Raw genomic sequence first — 20,436 nt, 5'->3', positions numbered from 1 at the left:
CGGTGCGTTTCGTGCGTGCCGTCCCGTCATACACGAAACATGAGGGATGACAACGATGTTCGAAACACCAGGGAGCGTCGGTCAGGACGACCCGAACCGTCCGCAACTGCCCCCGCGCCCACGCAGCGGGACGAGCCGGCGCACCGTCGCCGGCCTCGCGGTGCTCGGGCTCGTCGTCGGCGGCGTGGGCGGCTTCGCCGCCGGCCGCGGCACGGCGCCGAGCGGCTCGGGTGAGTCGCTGCGCACCGTGACGATCGGTGTCACCGATGCCGACCAGGACTACTGGACGACGTTCAAGCAGCTCGCCCGCGACAACGGCATCCGCATCAAGACGGTCAACTTCCAGGACTACACGCAGGCCAACCCTGCGCTGGCGCAAGGTCAACTCGACCTCAACCTCTTCCAGCACCTGGTCTTCCTGGCCAACTACAACGTGTCGTCACACCAGTCGCTGACACCGATCGGTTCAACGTATGTCGTGCCGCTCAGCCTCTACTCCTCGAAATACCAGAAGCTGCAGCAGATTCCGGCCGGCGGCAAGGTCGCGATCCCGAACGATCCGACCAACCAGGCGCGGGCGCTGCTGGTGCTGCAGTCGGCCGGCCTGCTGAAACTCAAGAACGGCGGCAACGTGCTGTCGACCCCGGCCGACATCGACAAGAGCGCCTCAAAGGTGTCGGTCACACCGGTCGACGCCGCGCAGACGGTGACCTCGCTGTCGTCGGTCGACGGGGCGGTCGTCAACAACAACTTCGCCCTCGACGGCAAGCTCGACCCGAGCAAGGCACTCTTCTCCGACGACCCCAAGTCGGCGCAGTCCGAGCCCTACATCAACGTGATCGTCGCCCGCGCGCAGGACAAGGACAACCCGACCTACGCCGAAGTGGTCAAGCTCTATCAGGACCCGCGCGTGCAGAAGCAGGTGATCGCCGAAAGCAAGGGCACCAGCGTGTCGGTGGTGAAGCCCGCGGCCGACCTGCAGAAGATCCTGGCCGGGCTGCAGAAGACCGTCGAGGCATCGTCATGAGCGCCTCGACCCTGACCGCACCCTCCACCGAAGGCGCATCCTCGGATCAGCTGATCGCCCGGATCGACAAGGTTTCCAAGGTTTTCGGTCGCGGCGACTCCGCGCACACCGCCCTGGAGGACGTGACTCTCGACATCCCGCGCGGGGAGATCTTCGCGGTGATCGGCTACTCCGGCGCCGGCAAGAGCACCCTCGTGCGCCTGCTCAACGGGCTGGAGCGCGCCACCTCGGGCACGGTGACCGTCGACGGCACCGACATCACCGCCCTCTCGGGCAAACCGCTGCGCGAGGTGCGCCGACGGATCGGGATGGTCTTCCAGCAGTTCAACCTGATGCGGTCGCGCACGGTCGTGGGCAACGTCTCCTATCCGCTCGAACTCGCCGGCCTGGACCGCGCGGAGCGGGAGGACCGGGTGGCCCAATTGCTGTCCTTCGTAGGGCTTCTGGACAAGGCGTGGTCCTATCCCGAGGAGCTTTCCGGCGGGCAGAAGCAGCGGGTCGGCATCGCCAGGGCGCTCGCCACCCAGCCCGATCTCCTGCTGGCCGACGAGTCCACATCCGCTCTCGACCCGGAGACGACCCGCGACGTGTTGGGATTGTTGCGCCGGGTCAACGAGGAGCTCGGGATCTCGATCGTGGTCATCACCCACGAGCTCGAGGTCGTCCGCTCCATCGCCGACCGGGTCGCCGTGCTCGACGCGGGGCGGGTCGTCGAGACCGGGACGGTGCGCGACGTGCTGGGAGCGCCGCAGACACCCACGACCCAGCGCTTCCTCGCCGCCGCAACCGGGACGAGCACGAACGAGACTCTGCGACAACACCTTCCGCAGGATCTGCAGGGCACGCTCGTGTCGGTCGTCGTCGGTGACGAGCGGCGACTCGGCCGCACCCTGAGTGCGGCCGCGCGCGAGCACGGGGTCGACTTCGAGATCCTGCGTGGCGGGGTGACCGAGCTGAAGGCCGAGACGCTCGGCAGCTTCACGCTGGCGCTCACCGGCGCACCGGAGGCCGTCGAGGCGACCATCGGGTCGCTGCGTGGCATCGGCACGGCGGAGGTGATCTCCTGATGACCGCCGACTGGTCCACCCTGTGGCCGACCTTCCAGACCGCGATCTGGCAGACGCTCGTCATGGCGGTCGTGACCATCGCGCTCGGCGGCCTGCTCGGGCTGCTGCTCGGGGTCGCGCTGTTCACCACCCGGGCCGGCGGCCTGCTGGAGAACCGCGCGGTCAACACCGTGCTCAACGTGCTGGTCAACATCGTCCGGCCGATCCCGTTCATCATCTTCGTGACGGCGATCGCACCGCTGACGTTGCGCGCGATGGGCACCACGATCGGCACCACCGCTGCAACCTTCCCACTGGTCATCGCGGCAACCTTCGGCGTCTCCCGCATCGTCGAACAGTCTTTGGTTTCAGTCGATCCCGGTATCATCGAGGCAGCCGAGGCCATGGGCGCCTCCCCCTGGCGAATCGTCCGGTCGGTGCTGGTGCCCGAGGCACTCGGTCCGCTGATCCTCGGCTACACGTTCGTCTTCGTCGCCGTGGTCGACATGACCGCGATCGCCGGCGCCGTCGGCGGCGGCGGGCTCGGCGACTTCGCGATCACCTACGGCTACCACCGCTTCGACTGGGCCGTCACCTGGGTCGCCGTCGCCGCGATCATCGTGCTGGTGCAGCTGGCGCAGTTCAGCGGAAATGCGTTGGCCCGCAAGGCATTGCGCCGCTGACAGCCCGGTACCTGACTGTCCGTTAGCTGCCCGCCCGGCAGCGGCATCACCCGCCCATCGCCGCGACCGCGTCATAGACCGTATGCCGCGCGTCGCGGCGATGGCGCACGGTCCACTCGAAGTCGGCGACACCCTGCAGCGGCACCAGTGCCACCGTCGACGGCACCGGGGTCGACAGCAGACTGACCGCGACGCATCGACCGGCGGCCACCAGTGACATCGGCAACCGTGTCGACTCCGTCGCGATATCCGCGATGCGCGGGCTGAATCCTGCGTCGTGGCACAGGGTTTCGACCAGGTCGTTCCAGTCCGGAGAGAAGCTGCGGCGCGGCAGGTAGAAGGCTTCGTCGCGCAGCGCTGCCAGGTCGACCGCTTCCGCACTCGCGGCGGGGTGATCCCGCGCGAAGGCGACACCCAACGGTTCGTCGACCAGGTGCGTCTCGACCAGCGCCGTCGGAAGTGGCGTCGGGAGTGGCGTCCGACGACGGCCGCCGAGCGCCAGGTCGAGCTCGCCCGACAGGAGCAGTCGGTCCTGCTCGGACGTGCCGATCGCGCTGACCTCCATCGGGATGCGCATCCTGCCCAGGCGAGTGAGGATCTCCCGCGGGACGGCAAGCGCCTCGTCGTGCACGTCCACGCGCAGCCGATCCAGTCCCGCCGCCGCCCGCGACTCGGCGGTCGCCAGCTCGGTCAGCGCGACGACTTCCTCGGCGCGCCGCAGCAGCGCCTCACCGGCCGCGGTGAGCTCGACGCCGCTGCGGGTGCGGTGCAGCAGGGTGACACCGAGCTGGGCCTCGAGCCGCTGCAACTGCGCCGACAGCGCCGGCTGCGTGAGGTTGAGCTCCGCGGCTGCGCGGGTGACGTTGCCGACCCGCGCCACCACGACGAACGACGGCAGCAGTCGCGGGTCGAGACCGGTCACGCAGATCACTGTGCCACGAGCTCCTGACCTGCGGCGATAGACGACGTTGATGGCACGATCAGCGGCCGCACTTGGACGCGGGCCGCCCTCGGGGCTGAGTCTGGTCCGGCGGGCGAAGCCCCCCGTCATACCGACTCCAGGAAGGCCGCGCCATGCGACACCTCACCATCGACAGCCACCGGATCGGCGACGGCGAGCAGCCGTTCGTGATCGCGGAGGTGTCCGGCAATCACGGCGGCTCGCTCGACCGGGCGCTGGACATCGTGCGTGCCGCCGCGGAGAGCGGCGCCCATGCGGTGAAGCTGCAGACCTATCGCCCGGAGACGATGACGATCGAGTCGGACGCGCCCGGCTTCCGGTTGTCCGACGGCCACGAGTTGTGGGGCGGCCGGACGCTGTGGGACCTCTACACGCAGGCGCACACGCCGTCGGAGTGGCATGCGCCGATCTTCGAGCTGGCGCGGTCACTCGGATTGGTCGCGTTCTCCTCGCCGTTCGACGCGACGGCGGTCGACCTGCTGGAGTCGCTCGACGTGCCGGCATACAAGATCGCGTCGTCGGAGATCATCGACCTGCCGTTGATCGAGCGGGTGGCAAAGACCGGCAAACCGCTGATCCTGTCGACCGGCATGGCGTCGGTCGCGGAGATCGCGGCGGCCGTCGACACCGCCCGTGCCGCAGGCTGCACCGAGCTGGCGTTGCTGTCCTGCACCGCCAATTACCCTGCCGATCCGGCGGATTCGAATCTGCGCGGCTTGCGGTTGCTCGCCGACACCTTCGATGTCGTGGTGGGGCTGTCCGACCACACGCTCGGGGTCGGCGCCGCTCTCGCGTCGGTGGCGCTCGGCGGCAGCATCGTCGAGAAGCACCTGACGTTGTCCCGGGACGACGGCGGTGTCGACTCGGCGTTCTCTCTCCTGCCGGGCGAACTCGCCCTACTGGTGCGGGAGTCCGCGGTTGCCGCTCGCGCGCTCGGCGACGAGCGCATCGGCGCGGTGGCGAGTGAGCGCGAGGGCCTGCGTTTCCGCAGGTCGCTCTACGTGGTCGCGGACGTGCGCGCCGGGGACCGGGTGACCCCGGAGACGGTGCGGGCGATCCGGCCGGCGGGCGGGCTGGCGCCGGAGCTCTTCGGTGTTGTCGAGGGTCGCACCTTCACCCGGGACGTGCCGCGCGGGACCGCTCTCGACTGGGCGCTGGTATGACGAAACCTGCTGGATATCAGGGCTTTTCGCACCGCAGGTGACCCTCCTGCAGTCGGCCGCCGGCCGCGTCGAGCACGGCGTGGCCGGCGGCGGCGACCTGCGCGCGGTCGGTGAGTCGGGCGGCTGCGATCAGGCCGAAGCGGTCGGTCTCGTCACTCTCCCGGAGTGCGCGGAGTAGCCACTTGCCGGTGCCGAGCCAGTGCCGGTCCAGGCCGAGCGCGAGCTCGGCGGCCTCGCGCCAGGTCGCTGCGGCGACGACGGCCGCTTCGACGTCGTCCCGTGGTTCGGCGAGGTCGTCGAGCAGGGACGTCAGCGCGTAACGGCGTGCGTCGGTCTCGGCGGCGGGTGAGCGGGGCGGGGCCGGCTGCCATGACCGCGCGCGCCTCGGCCTGCCAGTCCTGGGTCTTGGTGCCTTGGGTGAGCGGAATGCCCTCGGCCGCAAGGCGATCCAGCACGGGGCGGCGTTCGGTGCGGCCGCGGGCGGTCCAGGTGCGGATCGCGGCCTGGCCGTAGACGAACGCCTCGACGAGTTGTCCGTCATACGTGCTCGTCTCGACGTAGGACGCGTCCGGCCGGCTGTCGCCGAGCAGGACCAGGATGTCAGGTCGGAGGTGGCGGTCGCGTGTCCCGTCGCCGCGCTGCCGCCGAGGAACGCGATGTCGGCGTCCGGGTGGTGGGCGGCGAGGAAGGCCCGTGCGCGCAGGACGAAGTCGGTCACGGTCGGCATGGTGTCATGGCGAGTCGTTCAGCGCTCGCGAGTGTCGTCGGTGGTGAATCCTGGCTGTTGCGAACGTTGCTCGAGGGTTTCGAGCTCTTGGAAGAACGTCACCTGCCACCCGGCCGGGCCTTGCACGCGGGCGTTCACACTCCGGAATGGCGTCTCGACGGGTGGCGCCAGGACCTCGGTGCCGGCCTGTCGCACGGTCTCCACGGTTGCCGGCGTGTCGTCCACTTCGAGTGCGATCCGGAGGGTGGGTGTGGTGCCCGGTGGCATGCCCTCGACCTCGTCGATCGCTTGCGCGTGCTGATGGGTCGCAAGCTCGATCGTCGCGACGCCGGCGCGCAGGATCGCGACCCGGTCGTCGCCCTCGGTGGCGTAGGCGGCCTGCTCCGGCATACCGAGCACGTCGCGGTAGAACCGCAGCGCCTCGTCGAAGTCGTCGGTCTCGATGATCAGCCGAAGCTGTTTCGGCAGGGCGGCTTTCGACGGGGTCGCAGCACTCATGGCGTCAGTGTGCTCGGTAACGGGTTCGGACGGCAGTGATTTACGCGGCGGCGTGTGCGTGGCCGGGCATGCGGCCTTCGGTGAGGTCCCAGGTGACGCCGTCGGGGCGGACTTGTGCCATGAACCCGTGGCGGTGGACTTCCTGGTGATGTCGGCAGCAGAGCATGGCGGAGTTGGTCAGGCTGGTGGTGCCGCCGGCCCACCAGGGGGTCACGTGGTGAACCTCGCAGAAACCCGGTGGTCGGTCACAGCCGGGGAAGGTGCGCCCGCCATCACGTATGAGCACGGCCGCGCGTAACCCCTTGGTGACCAGGCGTTCTCGCCGGCTCACATCCAACGGTTGACTCGGCCCGCCGAGCACTGCGGGGATCAGGTCCGCATCACACGCGGCCCTCCGGGCCGCTCCCGCATCGAGCATGTCACCGGTCGGGGTGATTGCCCCACCGATCCCGTCGGTCAACGACTTGAGGTCCACCGTCAGCAGGACCGTGGCCGCGGACCCGACCGGTGCCACTTCACCGGCAGCGACTTTCGCGCCCGCGGTCACCAACTCGATCAACGCATCCGCCCGGCGTTTGCCCGGGGTGCGGTCATCCCGCACGACCTCAGTACCGCGACCGGGATCCCCGCCACCGGTGGTGGTGGGTCGGGGTGCGGAACCGGCGGTGATCGCGGCCTTCAGCACCGCAGCATTCGCCGGCGCCAACTCGGCCACGAGTCGGGTCATCCCGGTAGCGGTCGTACCCCAGGTCAGGGTTTCGACGGCTTCGAGTTTCGCGTCCTGCGCCGACAACGCCTCCGATGCGTAGGTCGCCAGGATCTTCCGGGTCAACGCCTGCACACCCTTGACCCCGAGCGACGGATCGAGTTGCAGGAACCACGACAACACTTCACCCCGGTCCGCGGACGGCACCACGGGCGCGACCTTGTCCGCGTTGGTCAACGCGGCCCGCGCCGTCGACACCGTGCAGCTGCCCTGCGCGACTGCTGCCGCGATCACCGCGTTCTTCGGTTCCCGGCACGCCTCGGCGACCACCGCGATCGATTTCGCCTCCGCTGGTTCGACCGGCACCCCGGCCGCTGCAGCGTGCCGGGCCACCCATTGGGTGGTGTTCGCCGCCGTCGAGCCCGCGACCGTGCCCCGGTCCACCGCATCCGCGGTGACCACCGCAGCAACTTGAGCCGACCGCCCGTGCAGCCGCAACACCACCTGGGTCAGCGACTCCAGCTGTCTGTCGCCGAGTTGGTGCACCACCTCCGGCACCTCGTCCAGCAACGCCGCGACCGCCTGCAACTGCGCCAAAACCTCCGGCCCACGACCCGGCTCAACCGGCACCCGCGATACCCCGTCCGGCACCTCCGGACGCTCCGGCAGCGGCACAGCAGAATCAAGAGACATAGCCCGAATCTCCTTCCGCCGCAGTCGTTTTCGTCGTTGTGATCATCATAACGTCGACCACCGACAACCGGAGGTCTGTTCGAACGAACTTCGCGAAACTGTCTGCCCGTGCGACGACGCAGCGTGATCGCTCAGGAGATCGGCGACGAGTCGCCGCGCGGCGCCTATCGTCCGCGGCGGAGGGGTTGCCAAGCGAAACCGGCGGTCGTGCGAGTCACGTGGCCGGGACCGAAGTGGCAGGGCAACAACAGACCTCCGCTGTCGGCGAGTTTCTCCACCAGCTGCCTTCGCGTCTGGTGCGCCCGGTCCGGGTCGAAATCACCGGAGTGCGCCAACGCGAGATCAGCCATCTGAAACGGATGGTGCAGCAGGTCGCCACAGACGACGGCGAACTCATCGCCGTGGCTCAGTTCGACGACCACATGCCCGGCGGTGTGACCCGGGGCGGCACGCACGGTCACTCCGTGCCCCAGATCGACGGGCAGGTCGACCTCATCGATCAATCCAGCGTCGAGCACGGGACGCACGCTGTCCTCGTAGGTGCGGGCCAGGTCCGCCACCGGCCCGTCGACATCCGCCGTGGCCACCAGACTTTGCAGCCAGGCGAGTTCTTCCCGGGGCACCAGGTGCCGGGCGCGGGGAAAGACCGGCACCCAGGAAGCATCGACGAGACGCGTCAGGCCACCGCAGTGATCGGGATGCAGGTGTGTGCACACCACGACATCGACGTCTTCCGGCTCGACGACCGTCGCCAGCCGGTCGAGATAGTCGGTGTGGAACCCATCGTGCGCAGTCAGGACCGGCCGGTGCTTGTCATTGCCGTTCCCGGCATCGACCAGCATCGTCAGGTCGGGCGTGCGCACTACATAGGTGGCGATCGTGAAATCCAGCGAGTCGCCTGCGTAGAGCTCGGGCGTGACGGCCGGGAACATGTCAGCCGGCGCGAATCGCCACGACTCGAGCTCGACGACGCGCTCGACCTCAACCGGCCCGACGCTGTACGTCATGCTTCGCAGTGTGCCGACTGGTCGGCACCACACTCGAGCGCGACCCAGCGACATACGACCGTGATCACATAGTCGAACTCCGCGGGCGTCAGATCGTGACCCTTGCGAATGCCGTGCGTGCGCTGCAGGCAACTGCGACAACACGTGCCGGTCGCGTGCTGGGCCCGAAACACCGGATGGCCGCCCCACGGGGTCTGCTTGCCGTCCTTCACCGGCCAGGCAGGCGCGAGTCGCCGCGCGATCAGGTCGCGCGCGTGTGCGCGCACCACCGCCATACCGCGCTGCGCCACGAACTCCCGCTCCGGCGGGCGCAGGTGGAAGCGCGCGCGGAACGGCTGGCGGCCGATCGCCGCCAGCCGCGCGTCGATCGTCGCCGGGTCGATGCACGTGATGGACATGCTTCGAGGCTAGAAGCCGGGTGTGACAGTCCGGCGTCCCGTGACCAACCGTGCGCCTGACGTCACCCTCGCTTACGAGACGGTGAGTCCTCTCTCGATCCGGCCCGTCGCGTATGACGGGAGCCGCGCCCCATCCGCTCCCGGATACCGATCGGCAACTGCCCGCGCGAACCGGACCGAAGTCCGCAACTCGGGAATGAAACAACCCGCGCAAGCCTTGAGTGCATAAGACTCAACTTCCGATGAGCGGCCCGGCTCGTCCACCGGCACCGACCGACGAACCCGCCCGGACCGCACCAACGCTTGTAGGAGAGCGATGACCACGACCTTCGAGCTGCCGGTGCTCTTTCTGCACGATCAGGTGGCCCTGCCCGGAATGACCCTGCCGATCGAGCTGGACGACGAGGCCCGCGCGGCCGTCGACGCGGCTCGCGCGGCCGACAAGGACCAGCTGCTGCTGGCTCCGCGCATCGACGACCAGTACCCGACCCACGGCGCGATCGCCACGATCGAGCAGGTCGGCCGCATGCCGAACGGCGAACCCGCCGCGGTGCTGCGCGCCACCCGCCGCGCGAAGATCGGCCGCGGTGTCGCCGGCCCCGGCGCCGCCCTCTGGGTGGAGGCCGAGACCGTCGACTCCCCCGCGCCGAGCGACCGCACCCGCGAGCTCGCGACCGACTACAAGCGACTCGTCGTCGCCAGCCTGAAGCGCCGCAACGCGTGGCAGGTGATCGACCACGTCGAGTCCACCGACGACCCGTCCGCGCTGGCCGACCTGGCCGGCTGGGCGTCATACCTCTCCCTGCAGCAGCGCGTGCAGCTGCTCGAGGAGGCCGACCTCGACACCCGGCTTGAGAAGCTGATCGGCTGGACCGGCGACCACCTCGCCGAGCAGGAGGTCTCCGACAAGATCGCCAATGACGTGCGCGACGGCATGGAGAAGAGCCAGCGGGAGTTCCTGCTGCGCCAGCAGCTCGACGCCATCCGCAAGGAGCTCGGCGAGAACGAGCCGGAGGGTTCGGAGGACTACCGCGCCCGCGTGGAGGCCGCCGACCTGCCCGACGCCGTCCGCGAGGCGGCGCTGCGCGAGGTGGGCAAGCTGGAGCGCTCCAGCGAGCAGAGCCCGGAGGGCGGCTGGATCCGCACCTGGCTCGACACCGTGCTCGAACTGCCCTGGAACGACAAGACTTCCGACGCCACCGACATCTCGGCGGCGCGTGAGGTGCTGGACGCCGACCACCACGGCCTGGAGGACGTGAAGGACCGCATCGTCGAATACCTCGCGGTGCGCGCCCGTCGCGCCGAGCGTGGCCTGGACGTGATCGGTGGTCGTGGTTCGGGTGCCGTGCTGGCGCTCGCCGGCCCTCCCGGGGTCGGCAAGACCTCGCTCGGCGAGAGCGTGGCGCGCGCCCTCGACCGCAGGTTCGTGCGCGTCGCCCTCGGCGGCGTGCGGGACGAGGCCGAGATCCGTGGTCACCGCCGCACGTATGTCGGGGCGCTCCCCGGCCGCATCGTGCGCGCGATCAAGGAGGCCGGCTCGATGAACCCCGTCGTGCTGCTGGACGAGATCGACAAGGTCGGCTCGGACTTCCGGGGCGACCCGGCGGCGGCGCTGCTCGAGGTGCTCGACCCGGCGCAGAACCACACCTTCCGCGACCACTACCTCGAGCTCGACCTCGACCTTTCCGACGTGCTCTTCATCGCGACGGCCAACTCGCTGGAGACCATCCCGCCGGCCCTGCTGGACCGGATGGAGCTGGTCGGCATCGACGGCTACACCGACGACGACAAGGTCGCCATCGGCGCCCAGCACCTGCTGCCCCGGCAGCTGGAGCGGGCCGCGCTGACCGCCGACGAGGTCACGATCTCCGACGACGCGCTGCGTGAGATGGCCGGCAACTACACCCGCGAGGCGGGCGTGCGCCAGCTCGAGCGGTTGATCGGCAAGGTGCTGCGCAAGGTCGCGACCAACCTCGCGACCGACAAGGCGACCGCGCCGGTGCAGGTCGAGGTCGGCGACCTGCGCGACTACCTGGGTCGTCCCCGGTTCACCCCGGAGTCGGCCGAGCGCACCTCGGTGCCCGGCGTCGCGACCGGACTCGCGGTCACCGGCATGGGCGGCGACGTGCTCTTCATCGAGGCGGCCAAGCCGCTGACGACACCGTATGACGGCACTCCCGCAGGCAGCGAAAACGCTTCGGAGGCAATCGTTTCCGGCGCTAGGGCGGGCGACCCGCGGCTCACGCTCACCGGCCAGCTCGGTGACGTGATGAAGGAGTCGGCGCACATCGCGCTGTCCTACCTGCGGGCCCACGGCAGCGAGCAGGGCATCGACCCGTCGACGCTCAGCGGCTCGGTGCACCTGCACGTGCCGGCCGGCGCGACCCCGAAGGACGGCCCGTCCGCGGGCGTCACGATGGTCACCGCGCTCGCCTCGCTCGCGACCGGACGCCCGGTGCGCAGCGATGTCGGCATGACCGGCGAGGTCACGCTCAACGGCCGGGTGCTCCCGATCGGTGGCGTGAAGCAGAAGCTGCTCGCCGCGCAGCGTGCGGGCCTCGCCACGGTCTTCATCCCGCAGCGCAACGAGCCCGACCTGGACGACGTGCCGCAGGAGGTGCGTGACGCGCTCGAGATCCGGCCGGTGAGCGATGTCGCCGACATCCTCGCCGTGGCTCTCGAGCCCGCGGCCGCGCAGGCCCAGGCGGACGCGGCCTGACGCCATACGGCGCTGAAAGGCACCGAAAGGCCCCGTGGATCTTCCCGATTCACGGGGCCTTTCTCATGCGTGCTGAGGCGTGCTCACGCGTGCTCATGTGTGGGCTGCGGCCACCTTCGCCGCGCGCTCCCGCCGCAGCCGCTCGCGCGGGTCGCGCTCGACCCGGGCACGCTCTCCCCACTCGTACGACGGATCGAGAGCATCGGATACGTCACGCGTCAGCGCGACAGCAAGGACGAGCGGGTGCTGGTGATCGCGCTGACCCGACAGGGCGAGGCGGTGCGCGCCAGGGCCGAGCACATCCCGCAGATCATGGTGCGCCGACTCGGACTCGACGTGGACCGGCTGCCCGAGCAACTGCGGGCGATGAACTCCCTCATCGCAGCTGCGGAGAACGCGCCGGGCTCACCGCTCGCGAACGTCGCCTGCTGGCGGACTGACCTCGACCGGCTGCGTCGGGGCGCCGGCGATCGCGTCGGCGAACCGCAGCCAGCGGCGCCCCCAGATCTGGTCGCTGCGCGCCGCCCGCTCGATGGCGACGCGCTGCTTGCGCGAGCCCCCGGCATACCTCTTGACGAACCAGGGCGACCCGGGGCGGGCCAGTCTGATCGCGCCGGCGACCGTCACGACGGGCAGGAAGATGCCGAACAACACGACGCGGTACTTCCCCTTCATCGCGCAGATCCAGCTCAGCCAGAGGAAGACCGCGAGCACGACCACCGCCACGATCACGACCACCGGTCCGCCCTCGAAGTCGGCGCCGGTGACCGGCGCAAAACCCAGCACTGCCAACGCCAGACACACCGTGGCGAGCGCGACCGTCTGCACCGACGCACGCCCCTCGTTCGCCCAGTAGACGTCCTCCAGGTGCAGGATCAACGCGAACTCGTCGAGCACCAGCGACGCTCCGACCCCGACCGCAATCCCGCCCAGGCACCGTATGGCGGGGGTCGCGGCACCCGTGGTCACCACGCTGCCGACGAGCAGCAGGATCAGCCCCGGCACCGCGTGATGCACGTGCACCCCGGAGTCGGTGACGTTGTCCTTGAAGGGGCCCTTGCCCGAGCGGATGAGCCGGGTGATGCCGCGGGTCACCAGGAAGGTCACCACGAACGCCGCGAACAACAGGATCAACGGCAGCTGGGGCTTGCGAAATCGTGCGTCATGCCTCCCCCTCGGCCTCCGGCCGGTCCCGGTCCGCTTGACACTAGTCGCGTTCGGCTCAGTACGGTCGGGTTCATGAGCGACGAGGACGTCCGGGCCATCCTGCGCGACGCGCGGACCATCGCGATCGTCGGCGCGTCCGACCGGCCGGACCGCGCCAGCTACGGGGTGGCGGATTACCTGCGCCGCAACACCGACTACGAGTTGTGGTTCGTCAACCCGCGATTGACCGAGCTCTTCGGCCGGCCGGTCTACCCCGATCTGGCGTCGCTGCCGGGCGCACCCGACGTGGTCGACGTCTTCCGTCGGTCGTCCGAGCTGCCGCAGGTCGCCGAGGAGGCCATCGCCGCGCACGCCAAGGTGCTGTGGCTCCAGCTCGGCCTCGCCGACGAAACCGTCGCAACCACAGCGCGTTCGGCGGGTCTGCAGGTCGTGATGGACCGCTGCCTCAAGGTCGAGCACCAGCGCCTTTCCTGACGGGCTGTCACGTTTCGCAGGGTGCCGGTCGTCATACCTGGTGACCCACACGAGACCGCACCACCCCCACGAAGGAGCAACCGATGCCCACCCAGCGCATGGACCTGCCGACCGTCGCACCCGACGCCGTCAAGGCGATCTACGGCATGGAGAAATACAGCGCGGCCAACGTCGATCCGACGCTCTACGAGTTGGTCAAGCTGCGCGCGTCGATGATCAACGGCTGCGCGTTCTGCGTCGACATGCACAGCCACGACGCGACCAAGGCCGGCGAAAAGCCGCAGCGGCTCTATGGATTGGCGGCCTGGGAGGACGCGCCGTTCTACACCGACCGCGAGCGCGCGGCCCTCGCACTGACCGACGAGGTGACCAAGGTCAGCGAGGGCGGCGTCAGCGACGAGACGTGGAATGCGGTCGCCGACGAGTTCAGCGAGAAGGAGGTCGCCGACCTGCTCATGGCGATTGCGACCATCAATGTGTGGAACCGGATCGCCATACCGACGCTGCAGCAGCCGCCCATCAGGTGACGACGGGCGACGCGCGCGCCGCGGCCTGGCAGTCCGGCCGGCCGCGGATGCTGGCCCATGCCTACCGCATGCTGGGCTCCTGGCAGGACGCCGAGGACGTCGTGCAGGAGGCCTGGCTGCGGCTCGCCGGCGCCGGTGCGCTCCGCAACGCCGAGGCCTTCCTCACCACCACGGTCACCCGGCTCGCGATCGACCGGCTGCGGGTGCGCCAGCGCCGCCAGGAGGACTACATCGGTCCGTGGATCGCCGAACCGGTGGCGACCGACCGGCTGCCCGACGAGGCCGCCGTCGACCGCGACCTGCTGTCCCTCGCGGCGGTGCAACTGCTCGAGCGCCTCACCGCTCCGGAACGCGCGACCTACGTGCTGCGCACCGGATTCGCCTACTCCTATCAGGAGATCGGCGCGGTCATCGATCACACCGAGGCGAGCTGCCGGCAACTCTTCCGCCGGGCGACCGCACGGCTCGGCGGGGACGCCCGCTTCGACACCGACGCCGAGACGCATCGGCGGCTGCTCGAGGCCCTGGTCGCCGCCTCCAGGGACGGAGCGCTGGCCGACCTGGAGGCGGTGCTCGCCGACGACACCGTGCTGTGGGCCGACGGAGGCGGACGCGTGTCGTCGGCGCTCAACCCGGTGCGCGGCGCGGACAAGGTGGCTCGCTTCATGATCGGCATCTGCCGGTCCGGCGTGCGCTGGACACCCATGCAGGTCAACGGTTTTCCGGCGCTGGAGTTCTACGGCGACGCCAGCCGGCGGGTGATCGCGCTGCGGGTGCAGGACGGTCGCATCGCCGAGATCATGTTCGTCGGCAACCCCGACAAGCTCACTCTCGTATGACGTCGCCACATGACGACGCCGGTATGACGGTGCGTCAGCTCTCGATGGGCCCCGCGAGCCGGGCCGAATAGATCGAGTAGCCGTCGATCCAGCGGCTGACCGTGGTCGCGATCATCGTCGCGGCGATGATCGGCACCAGCACCGCGACACCGGTGTGGGTCAGCTCCAGCATCAGCACGATCCCGGCGAGGGGCGCCTGCATGCCGGCTCCCATCATCGCGGCGGCGGCGACCAGCACGTAGGCGGTGATCGCCGTGCCGCCCCAGGCGTCGTTCCAGAGCGACCCGAGCACGGCTCCGAGGGCCGCGCCGGTCGCGAGCACGGGGGTGAAGAGGCCACCCGATGCACCGCTGCCGAGACACATCACGGTGACCAGCGGCTTGAGGATCGACAACGCCAGGAAGAGCGACACCGACCCGCCACCGAGAAGCGCCAAATGCGCTGTGTCCGCACCGTTTCCGTAGAGCAGCGGATATTTCAGCCCGAGCAGGGCGAGCGCCGAGAAGGCGAGCAGCGGGGTGACGAGCAGCCACCGGCCACGCACGGCGTGGTGCGACACGATCCCGATCAGGCGCACGTAACCGGCGGCGAGAGCACCCACGATCGGCCCGACCAGCAGCGCGAAGACGACCAGCGCGGCGGTCGTGGTCACCTGCGGCACCCCGACGTAGACCGGCTGGTTGGGCAGGATCAGCCAGGCGGTGGTGGTCGACACCGCGCAGCAGGCGAGCGCGGGCAGCACGATCGGCAGGTTGACCGCGCCGACCAGCACCTCGGCGGTGAAGAGCGCGGCGCCCAGCGGCACGTTGTAGACGCACGCGAAGCCGGCCCCTGCGCCGCACGCGACCATCAGCCGTACCTGCGCTGGGGTGAAGTGCAGCCGCTCGGCGAGCAGGTTGCCGACGACCGCGCCCATCAGCTTCGGGGCCGCCTCCCGCCCGAGCGACGCGCCGAGACCGACGACGATCTCCGACAGCACCGAGGTGCCGGCGCTGCGGGTCAGCGACAACCGCCCGTGGCCGGTCCAGAGGATGTCGTCGACATCGGTGCGCCGGCCCGGTGTGTAACGGCGCAGGAGATACCACCCGATGCCCCCGACCACGCCCGCCACGAGGAGCGGCCAGACGCGCCCCCACGGGGACGCGTCCTGCACCGCGCGGGCGAAGTCGGGCAGATCGCGCGCGCCATACGCCACGGCGGAGACGGCCCGCAGCAGCAGCATCAGCAGTCCGCCGAGCAGACCTGCCGCGACCCCGGTGACCACGATCGCGGCCCAGAAGCGCGGGGTCAGCGCGGCCTCGCCGTCCCCGGTCACGTTGGGCTGACTCATCGCCGCCCGCCCGGACGGCAGCCGCCGTTTGAGCAGTGGCGGCGGCACCCGCTCGCGTTCGCTGCGCACGGGAGTGCGGCGGTGGCGGTGTCCCACGAGTGGGCGGCTCCTTGTTCTTCCCCGGTGATGCACGGATGCGGTCCGTCGCCACCATGATGACGGGTCCGCTATCCGGCCCTTGTGCGAACACCTGTAGTGCGCCGCGTAAATTGGGCGGGAGAGCCGAGCAGGAGAGCCTACGTGAGCACCCTGAAGAACATCGACAGCGTCGTCATCCGATTCGCCGGCGACTCCGGCGACGGGATGCAGCTGACCGGAGACCGTTTCACCAGCGACAGCGCCGTGCTGGGCAACGATCTGTCGACCCTGCCCAACTTCCCCGCCGAGATCCGCGCGCCGCAGGGCACCCTGCCGGGCGTCTCGAGCTTCCAGGTGCACTTCGCCGACCACAGCGTGCTGACGCCCGGCGACGCCCCCGACGTGCTCGTGGCGATGAACCCGGCGGCGCTCAAGGCCAACCTGGGCGACCTGCCGCGGGGCGCGACGATCATCGTCAACACCGACGAGTTCACCCGGCGCAACCTCACCAAGGTCGGGTATGCCGAGAGCCCCCTCGAGGACGGCTCGCTCGAGTCGTGGCAGGTGCACCCGGTGCCGCTCACCTCGATCACCGTCGAGGCGCTGGCCGAGTTCGACCTGGGCCGCAAGGACAAGGAGCGCGCGAAGAACATGTTCGCGCTCGGGCTGCTGTCGTGGATGTACACCCGGCCGCTCGACGGCACCCGGGCCTTCCTCACGACCAAGTTCGCGCGGCAGCCCGACGTCCTCGAGGCCAACCTCGCGGCGCTGCGCGCCGGCCATGCCTACGGCGAGACCACCGAGGCGTTCTCGGTGCAGTATGCCGTCGCGCCCGCGGCCATGGCGGCCGGCACCTACCGCAACATCACCGGCAACGTCGCCACCGCCTACGGCCTCACCGCCGCGGCGCACCGGGCCGGCCTGCCGCTGGTGCTCGGCAGCTACCCGATCACCCCGGCGTCGGACCTGCTGCACAACCTGTCCAAGCTCAAGCACTTCGGGGTCACCACGATCCAGGCGGAGGACGAGATCGCCGCGATCGGGTCGGCGCTCGGTGCCTCCTTCGGCGGCGCCATCGGCGTCACCACCACCAGCGGCCCGGGCCTGGCGCTCAAGTCCGAGACGATCGGCCTCGCGGTGTCGCTCGAGCTGCCGCTGGTCGTGGTCGACGTGCAGCGCGGCGGCCCGTCGACCGGCCTGCCGACCAAGACCGAGCAGGCCGACCTGCTGCAGGCGATGTTCGGCCGCAACGGCGAGTCGCCGGTGGCGGTCATCGCGGCGTCGTCGCCGAGCGACTGCTTCGACGCGGCGATCGATGCGGTGCGCATCGCGACGACCTACCGCACCCCGGTGATCCTGCTGACCGATGGTTACCTTGCGAACGGCTCGCAGCCGTGGCGCTTGCCGTCGCTCGACGAAATCCCTTCCGTCGACGTGGAGTTCGCCACCGAGCCCAACGCCACCGACGCCAAGGGCAAGCCGGTCTTCCACCCCTACGTGCGTGATGAGCAGACGCTCGCCCGGGCGTGGGCGGTGCCGGGCACACCGGGGCTGGAGCACCGGGTCGGCGGCATCGAGAAGGCCGACGGCAGCGGCGAGATCAGCTACGACCCGGCCAACCACGACACGATGGTGCGGCTGCGGCAGGCCAAGATCGACGGCATCGAGGTGCCCGACCTGGAGGTCGACGACCCGTCCGGCGACGCGAAACTCCTTGTCCTGGGCTGGGGTTCGACCTACGGACCGATCGCGGCGGCCACCCGGCTGGCCCGGGCGACCGGCGCGAAGGTGGCCCGCGCTCACCTGCGTAACCTGGCGCCGATGCCGGCCAACCTCGGGGAGGTGCTGCGCTCCTACGACCGCGTGGTGCTGCCGGAGATGAACCTCGGCCAGCTCGCGCTGCTGCTGCGTGCCGAATACCTCGTCGACATACACAGTCACACAGCTGTGCGTGGATTGCCTTTCACCGCAGTCGAACTCGCTGCGGTGATCAATGAGCACCTGGAAGCCCTCAGCGAAGGGAGTGCACCATGAGCATCGATCTCGGTATGCCGGCCAGCGGAGTCGCAGGAGTGCCGCAACTGCCCGACGGGGAGAAGCAGACCAAGCGCGACTTCACCTCCGACCAGGAGGTGCGCTGGTGCCCCGGTTGCGGTGACTACATCATCCTCAACGCGGTGCAGAGCTTCCTGCCCGACCTGGGGCTGCGCCGCGAGAACATCGTCTTTGTGTCGGGCATCGGCTGCTCCAGCCGGTTCCCCTACTACCTCGACACCTACGGCATGCACTCGATCCACGGCCGTGCGCCGGCGATCGCGACCGGACTGGCGACCAGCCGGCCAGATCTGTCGGTGTGGGTGGTGACCGGCGACGGCGACGCGCTGTCGATCGGCGGCAACCACCTGATCCACGCGCTGCGCCGCAACGTCAACCTCACCATCCTGTTGTTCAACAACAAGATCTACGGCCTGACCAAGGGGCAGTACTCCCCCACGTCCGAGATCGGCGCCGTCACCAAGTCGACCCCGTCCGGGTCGGTCGACCAGCCGTTCAACCCGGTGTCGCTCGCGCTCGGCGCGGAAGCGAGTTTCGTTGCGCGCACTATGGATTCGGACCGCACGCACCTGACCGAGGTGCTGCGCGCCGCCGCCGAGCACCGCGGCAGCTCGCTGGTGGAGATCTACCAGAACTGCCCGATCTTCAATGACGGGGCGTTCGACGTGCTCAAGGACTCCGAGGACGGCCAGGCGCGCATCCTGCACCTGACCGACGGCGAGCCGATCCGGGCCGGCGAGGGCCACACCGCCCGTGTCGTGGTGCGCGGCACCGACGGCAACCTCGCCGTCATACCCGAGAAGGATGCCGACCCGGCGACGGTCGTCACCCACGACGTGGCCGCTGCCGACCCGTCGCTGGCGTTCGCGATCTCCCGGCTCGACGACCCGTCGATGGCGCACGTTCCGATGGGCATCTTCCGCAACGTCGACCGCCCGACCTACGACGACGGCGTCCGCGCGCAGGTCGCCGCGGCCTCCCCCGACGGACCGGCGTCCGACACCGAGCTGATGGAACTGCTGCACGGCAAGGACACCTGGACCGTCGAGGGCTCGATGGAGCCGCGCGCCTGACGCGAGGCCCCGGTCAGGAAAGCTTCGCCAGCCAGTCGGTGGCGTTGAGCGCGAGCTCGGCGTCGGTGCCGGCCGGGTCGTTCCACCCGTCATACAGCGTGTTGCCGCTCTGTCCGGTGCCGTCGTCGACCGGTGAAGAGTCGCCCCACGTGACGATCCGGCCGGAGCCGAAGGTGGACGCCGCCACGAAGCAGCCGGTGTTGCCGGTGTTGCTGACCGCGTTGCGGTAGAGCAGGCAGGTGGCCGAGGAGTTGGCGGTCTTGTCGATGGTGAAGGTCGTGCCGCCGCGCAGGATCGAGCCGGTGACCGTGCCCCACGGACCGTTGATGACCGGGTGGGACTTCGCCGCCGCCGGGATGTTGGTCTCGTTCTCGGAGCTGTAGTTCTTCACGTCGGCGGTGATGCCGAACGGGTTGGTGTTGTCGACCCCGTTCGCGCTGAACAGCTGGTTGGCGACGCCGACGCTGTCGATGCCGTCGTTGTTCCGGTCGCTGTTCGCGTGGTCGATGATCAGGAAGAGCCCGCCGCCGTTCTGCACGAACTTCATCAGCGCGGTCCGCTCCGCCGCGGTGAACGACGTGTTCGGCTCGGGGACGACGCCCTCGGTGAAGTTCGCCAGGTCCTGCGGGTTGGAGGTGTCGCCATACGTCAACGCGCGGGTGGTGGTCGCGAGCGAGGTGTAGGTCGAGCGGTATTGCGCGAGGGAGACGCCCCACGACGACAGGGCGCCGGTCCAGTCGGTCTCCCGGGTCGGGGCGGAGTTCTGGTTGAAGGGGTTGGGCTGCGAGGTGGAGATGATCCAGTCGGCGTTGCCGGCGGTTTCGGCGTGGCCGTTGTCGAAGAGCACCTTGGCGGTGGTGGCGGCCTTCGCGGACGGGGCGGCCGCGACGCCGGTGGCGACGAGCGGCAGGACCGCGGCGACGGCGAGCAGAGCGGGACGAGTGCGCATGGGATTCCTTCACGGGGGACGTGGGTGCACGCGCCGCCGGGGAGCGCCCGGCACCGCGTTGCGTGACGGTGTCGGCGGCAGCCTGCTGCGCCCGGCTGGGAATCGGGTGACGGGCGGGTAAGAGCCTCGTCAATTCCGTGCCAAGGATTGGTCAAGCCCGTCGATCGGGCCTGCGGGTCCGGCCCGCGTGCGCACGCGCGCTCACACGCGCGCATACCGAGAGGCACACCTCCGCTCCGAGAGGCACACCTACCCGGGCGGACTGTGCTGTGCCGGTCGATGCGGTTGTGGACCTGTCGGGCCGGTTTGCACTGTG

Annotated in this window: 20 protein-coding genes; 10 read left to right on the top strand and 10 right to left on the bottom strand. The window is 69.8% G+C overall.

The window, feature by feature from the left end; translation table 11 throughout:
- The first annotated feature begins 55 nt into the window (after window positions 1-55).
- From HJ588_RS06420 to HJ588_RS06410, 3 genes are read left to right on the top strand one after another with little or no spacing between them, the layout of a single operon-like run.
- Entirely contained in the window at window positions 56-1,027 is a 972-nt protein-coding gene (locus HJ588_RS06420; protein ID WP_171153182.1) for a MetQ/NlpA family ABC transporter substrate-binding protein, read from the top strand.
- Entirely contained in the window at window positions 1,024-2,094 is a 1,071-nt protein-coding gene (locus HJ588_RS06415) for a methionine ABC transporter ATP-binding protein (RefSeq protein WP_171153179.1), read from the top strand. Before HJ588_RS06420 ends, HJ588_RS06415 begins: the two co-directional genes overlap by 4 nt.
- Window positions 2,094-2,756 (top strand): methionine ABC transporter permease, encoded by a 663-nt coding sequence (locus HJ588_RS06410; RefSeq protein ID WP_171153177.1) that lies wholly within the window; start codon window positions 2,094-2,096, stop codon window positions 2,754-2,756. The genes HJ588_RS06415 and HJ588_RS06410 overlap by 1 nt, the downstream gene beginning before the upstream one ends.
- A gap of 46 nt (window positions 2,757-2,802) precedes the next feature.
- Here HJ588_RS06410 and HJ588_RS06405 read toward each other — a convergent pair whose 3' ends face one another.
- On the bottom strand, window positions 2,803-3,678 hold the full coding sequence (locus HJ588_RS06405) for a LysR family transcriptional regulator (protein WP_171153176.1): 876 nt from the start codon (window positions 3,676-3,678) through the stop codon (window positions 2,803-2,805).
- Window positions 3,679-3,830: 152 nt separating this feature from the next.
- Between HJ588_RS06405 and pseI the strand changes: the two genes are divergently transcribed.
- Window positions 3,831-4,880: a pseudaminic acid synthase gene (gene pseI, locus HJ588_RS06400; protein WP_171153174.1), complete on the top strand. Its 1,050-nt coding sequence runs from the start codon at window positions 3,831-3,833 to the stop codon at window positions 4,878-4,880.
- 16 nt (window positions 4,881-4,896) lie between these two features.
- On the opposite strand, the gene HJ588_RS06395 is transcribed toward pseI, so the two are convergent.
- The 5 genes from HJ588_RS06395 to HJ588_RS06375 form a co-directional block, all read right to left on the bottom strand.
- Window positions 4,897-5,598, bottom strand: a complete 702-nt coding sequence (locus tag HJ588_RS06395; protein ID WP_171153172.1) for a hypothetical protein — start codon at window positions 5,596-5,598, stop codon at window positions 4,897-4,899.
- 27 nt (window positions 5,599-5,625) lie between these two features.
- Window positions 5,626-6,105, bottom strand: coding sequence for a VOC family protein (locus HJ588_RS06390; RefSeq protein ID WP_171153170.1), 480 nt, complete (start codon window positions 6,103-6,105; stop codon window positions 5,626-5,628).
- A 40-nt stretch (window positions 6,106-6,145) separates the two neighbouring features.
- Window positions 6,146-7,504, bottom strand: coding sequence for an HNH endonuclease signature motif containing protein (locus HJ588_RS06385; protein WP_171153168.1), 1,359 nt, complete (start codon window positions 7,502-7,504; stop codon window positions 6,146-6,148).
- A 164-nt stretch (window positions 7,505-7,668) separates the two neighbouring features.
- Window positions 7,669-8,511 (bottom strand): MBL fold metallo-hydrolase, encoded by an 843-nt coding sequence (locus HJ588_RS06380; RefSeq protein ID WP_171153166.1) that lies wholly within the window; start codon window positions 8,509-8,511, stop codon window positions 7,669-7,671.
- Complete coding sequence (locus tag HJ588_RS06375) at window positions 8,508-8,909, bottom strand: DUF4186 domain-containing protein (RefSeq protein ID WP_171153164.1); 402 nt, start codon at window positions 8,907-8,909, stop codon at window positions 8,508-8,510. The genes HJ588_RS06380 and HJ588_RS06375 overlap by 4 nt, the downstream gene beginning before the upstream one ends.
- A gap of 316 nt (window positions 8,910-9,225) precedes the next feature.
- On the opposite strand from HJ588_RS06375, the gene lon reads away from it, so the two are divergent.
- On the top strand, window positions 9,226-11,628 hold the full coding sequence (gene lon, locus HJ588_RS06370; protein WP_171153162.1) for an endopeptidase La: 2,403 nt from the start codon (window positions 9,226-9,228) through the stop codon (window positions 11,626-11,628).
- Window positions 11,629-11,721: 93 nt separating this feature from the next.
- Here lon and HJ588_RS20245 read toward each other — a convergent pair whose 3' ends face one another.
- Both HJ588_RS20245 and HJ588_RS06360 read right to left on the bottom strand, forming a co-directional pair.
- The gene (locus HJ588_RS20245; RefSeq protein WP_171153160.1) at window positions 11,722-11,985 is read right to left on the bottom strand and encodes a hypothetical protein; all 264 of its coding nucleotides are present in this window, start codon (window positions 11,983-11,985) and stop codon (window positions 11,722-11,724) included.
- A gap of 48 nt (window positions 11,986-12,033) precedes the next feature.
- Window positions 12,034-12,762, bottom strand: coding sequence for a hypothetical protein (locus HJ588_RS06360; protein WP_212755314.1), 729 nt, complete (start codon window positions 12,760-12,762; stop codon window positions 12,034-12,036).
- A 105-nt stretch (window positions 12,763-12,867) separates the two neighbouring features.
- Here HJ588_RS06360 and HJ588_RS06355 point away from each other — a divergent pair, with 105 nt between their 5' ends.
- From HJ588_RS06355 to HJ588_RS06345, 3 genes are all read left to right on the top strand, one after another.
- Window positions 12,868-13,269: a CoA-binding protein gene (locus tag HJ588_RS06355; RefSeq protein ID WP_171155460.1), complete on the top strand. Its 402-nt coding sequence runs from the start codon at window positions 12,868-12,870 to the stop codon at window positions 13,267-13,269.
- An 83-nt stretch (window positions 13,270-13,352) separates the two neighbouring features.
- A complete protein-coding gene (locus tag HJ588_RS06350) occupies window positions 13,353-13,796 on the top strand; it encodes a carboxymuconolactone decarboxylase family protein (RefSeq protein WP_246241766.1) in 444 nt (147 codons plus the stop codon).
- The gene (locus HJ588_RS06345) at window positions 13,748-14,635 is read left to right on the top strand and encodes a sigma-70 family RNA polymerase sigma factor (RefSeq protein ID WP_171153158.1); all 888 of its coding nucleotides are present in this window, start codon (window positions 13,748-13,750) and stop codon (window positions 14,633-14,635) included. The genes HJ588_RS06350 and HJ588_RS06345 overlap by 49 nt, the downstream gene beginning before the upstream one ends.
- 34 nt (window positions 14,636-14,669) lie before the next feature.
- On the opposite strand, the gene HJ588_RS06340 is transcribed toward HJ588_RS06345, so the two are convergent.
- Window positions 14,670-16,061, bottom strand: coding sequence for a chloride channel protein (locus tag HJ588_RS06340; protein WP_212755313.1), 1,392 nt, complete (start codon window positions 16,059-16,061; stop codon window positions 14,670-14,672).
- A 144-nt stretch (window positions 16,062-16,205) separates the two neighbouring features.
- Between HJ588_RS06340 and HJ588_RS06335 the strand changes: the two genes are divergently transcribed.
- Both HJ588_RS06335 and HJ588_RS06330 read left to right on the top strand, forming a co-directional pair.
- Complete coding sequence (locus HJ588_RS06335; RefSeq protein ID WP_171153155.1) at window positions 16,206-18,077, top strand: 2-oxoacid:acceptor oxidoreductase subunit alpha; 1,872 nt, start codon at window positions 16,206-16,208, stop codon at window positions 18,075-18,077.
- Window positions 18,074-19,171, top strand: a complete 1,098-nt coding sequence (locus HJ588_RS06330) for a 2-oxoacid:ferredoxin oxidoreductase subunit beta (RefSeq protein WP_171153153.1) — start codon at window positions 18,074-18,076, stop codon at window positions 19,169-19,171. Before HJ588_RS06335 ends, HJ588_RS06330 begins: the two co-directional genes overlap by 4 nt.
- A 13-nt stretch (window positions 19,172-19,184) precedes the next feature.
- On the opposite strand, the gene HJ588_RS06325 is transcribed toward HJ588_RS06330, so the two are convergent.
- Window positions 19,185-20,120, bottom strand: a complete 936-nt coding sequence (locus HJ588_RS06325) for a hydrolase (RefSeq protein ID WP_171153151.1) — start codon at window positions 20,118-20,120, stop codon at window positions 19,185-19,187.
- Window positions 20,121-20,436 lie beyond the last annotated feature (316 nt).

The organism is Flexivirga aerilata, assembly GCF_013002715.1.
Taxonomy (GTDB): Bacteria; Actinomycetota; Actinomycetes; order Actinomycetales; family Dermatophilaceae; genus Flexivirga; species Flexivirga aerilata.
Note: the sequence above shows the minus strand (reverse complement) of the source record. Positions and strands in the feature narration are given on the sequence as shown.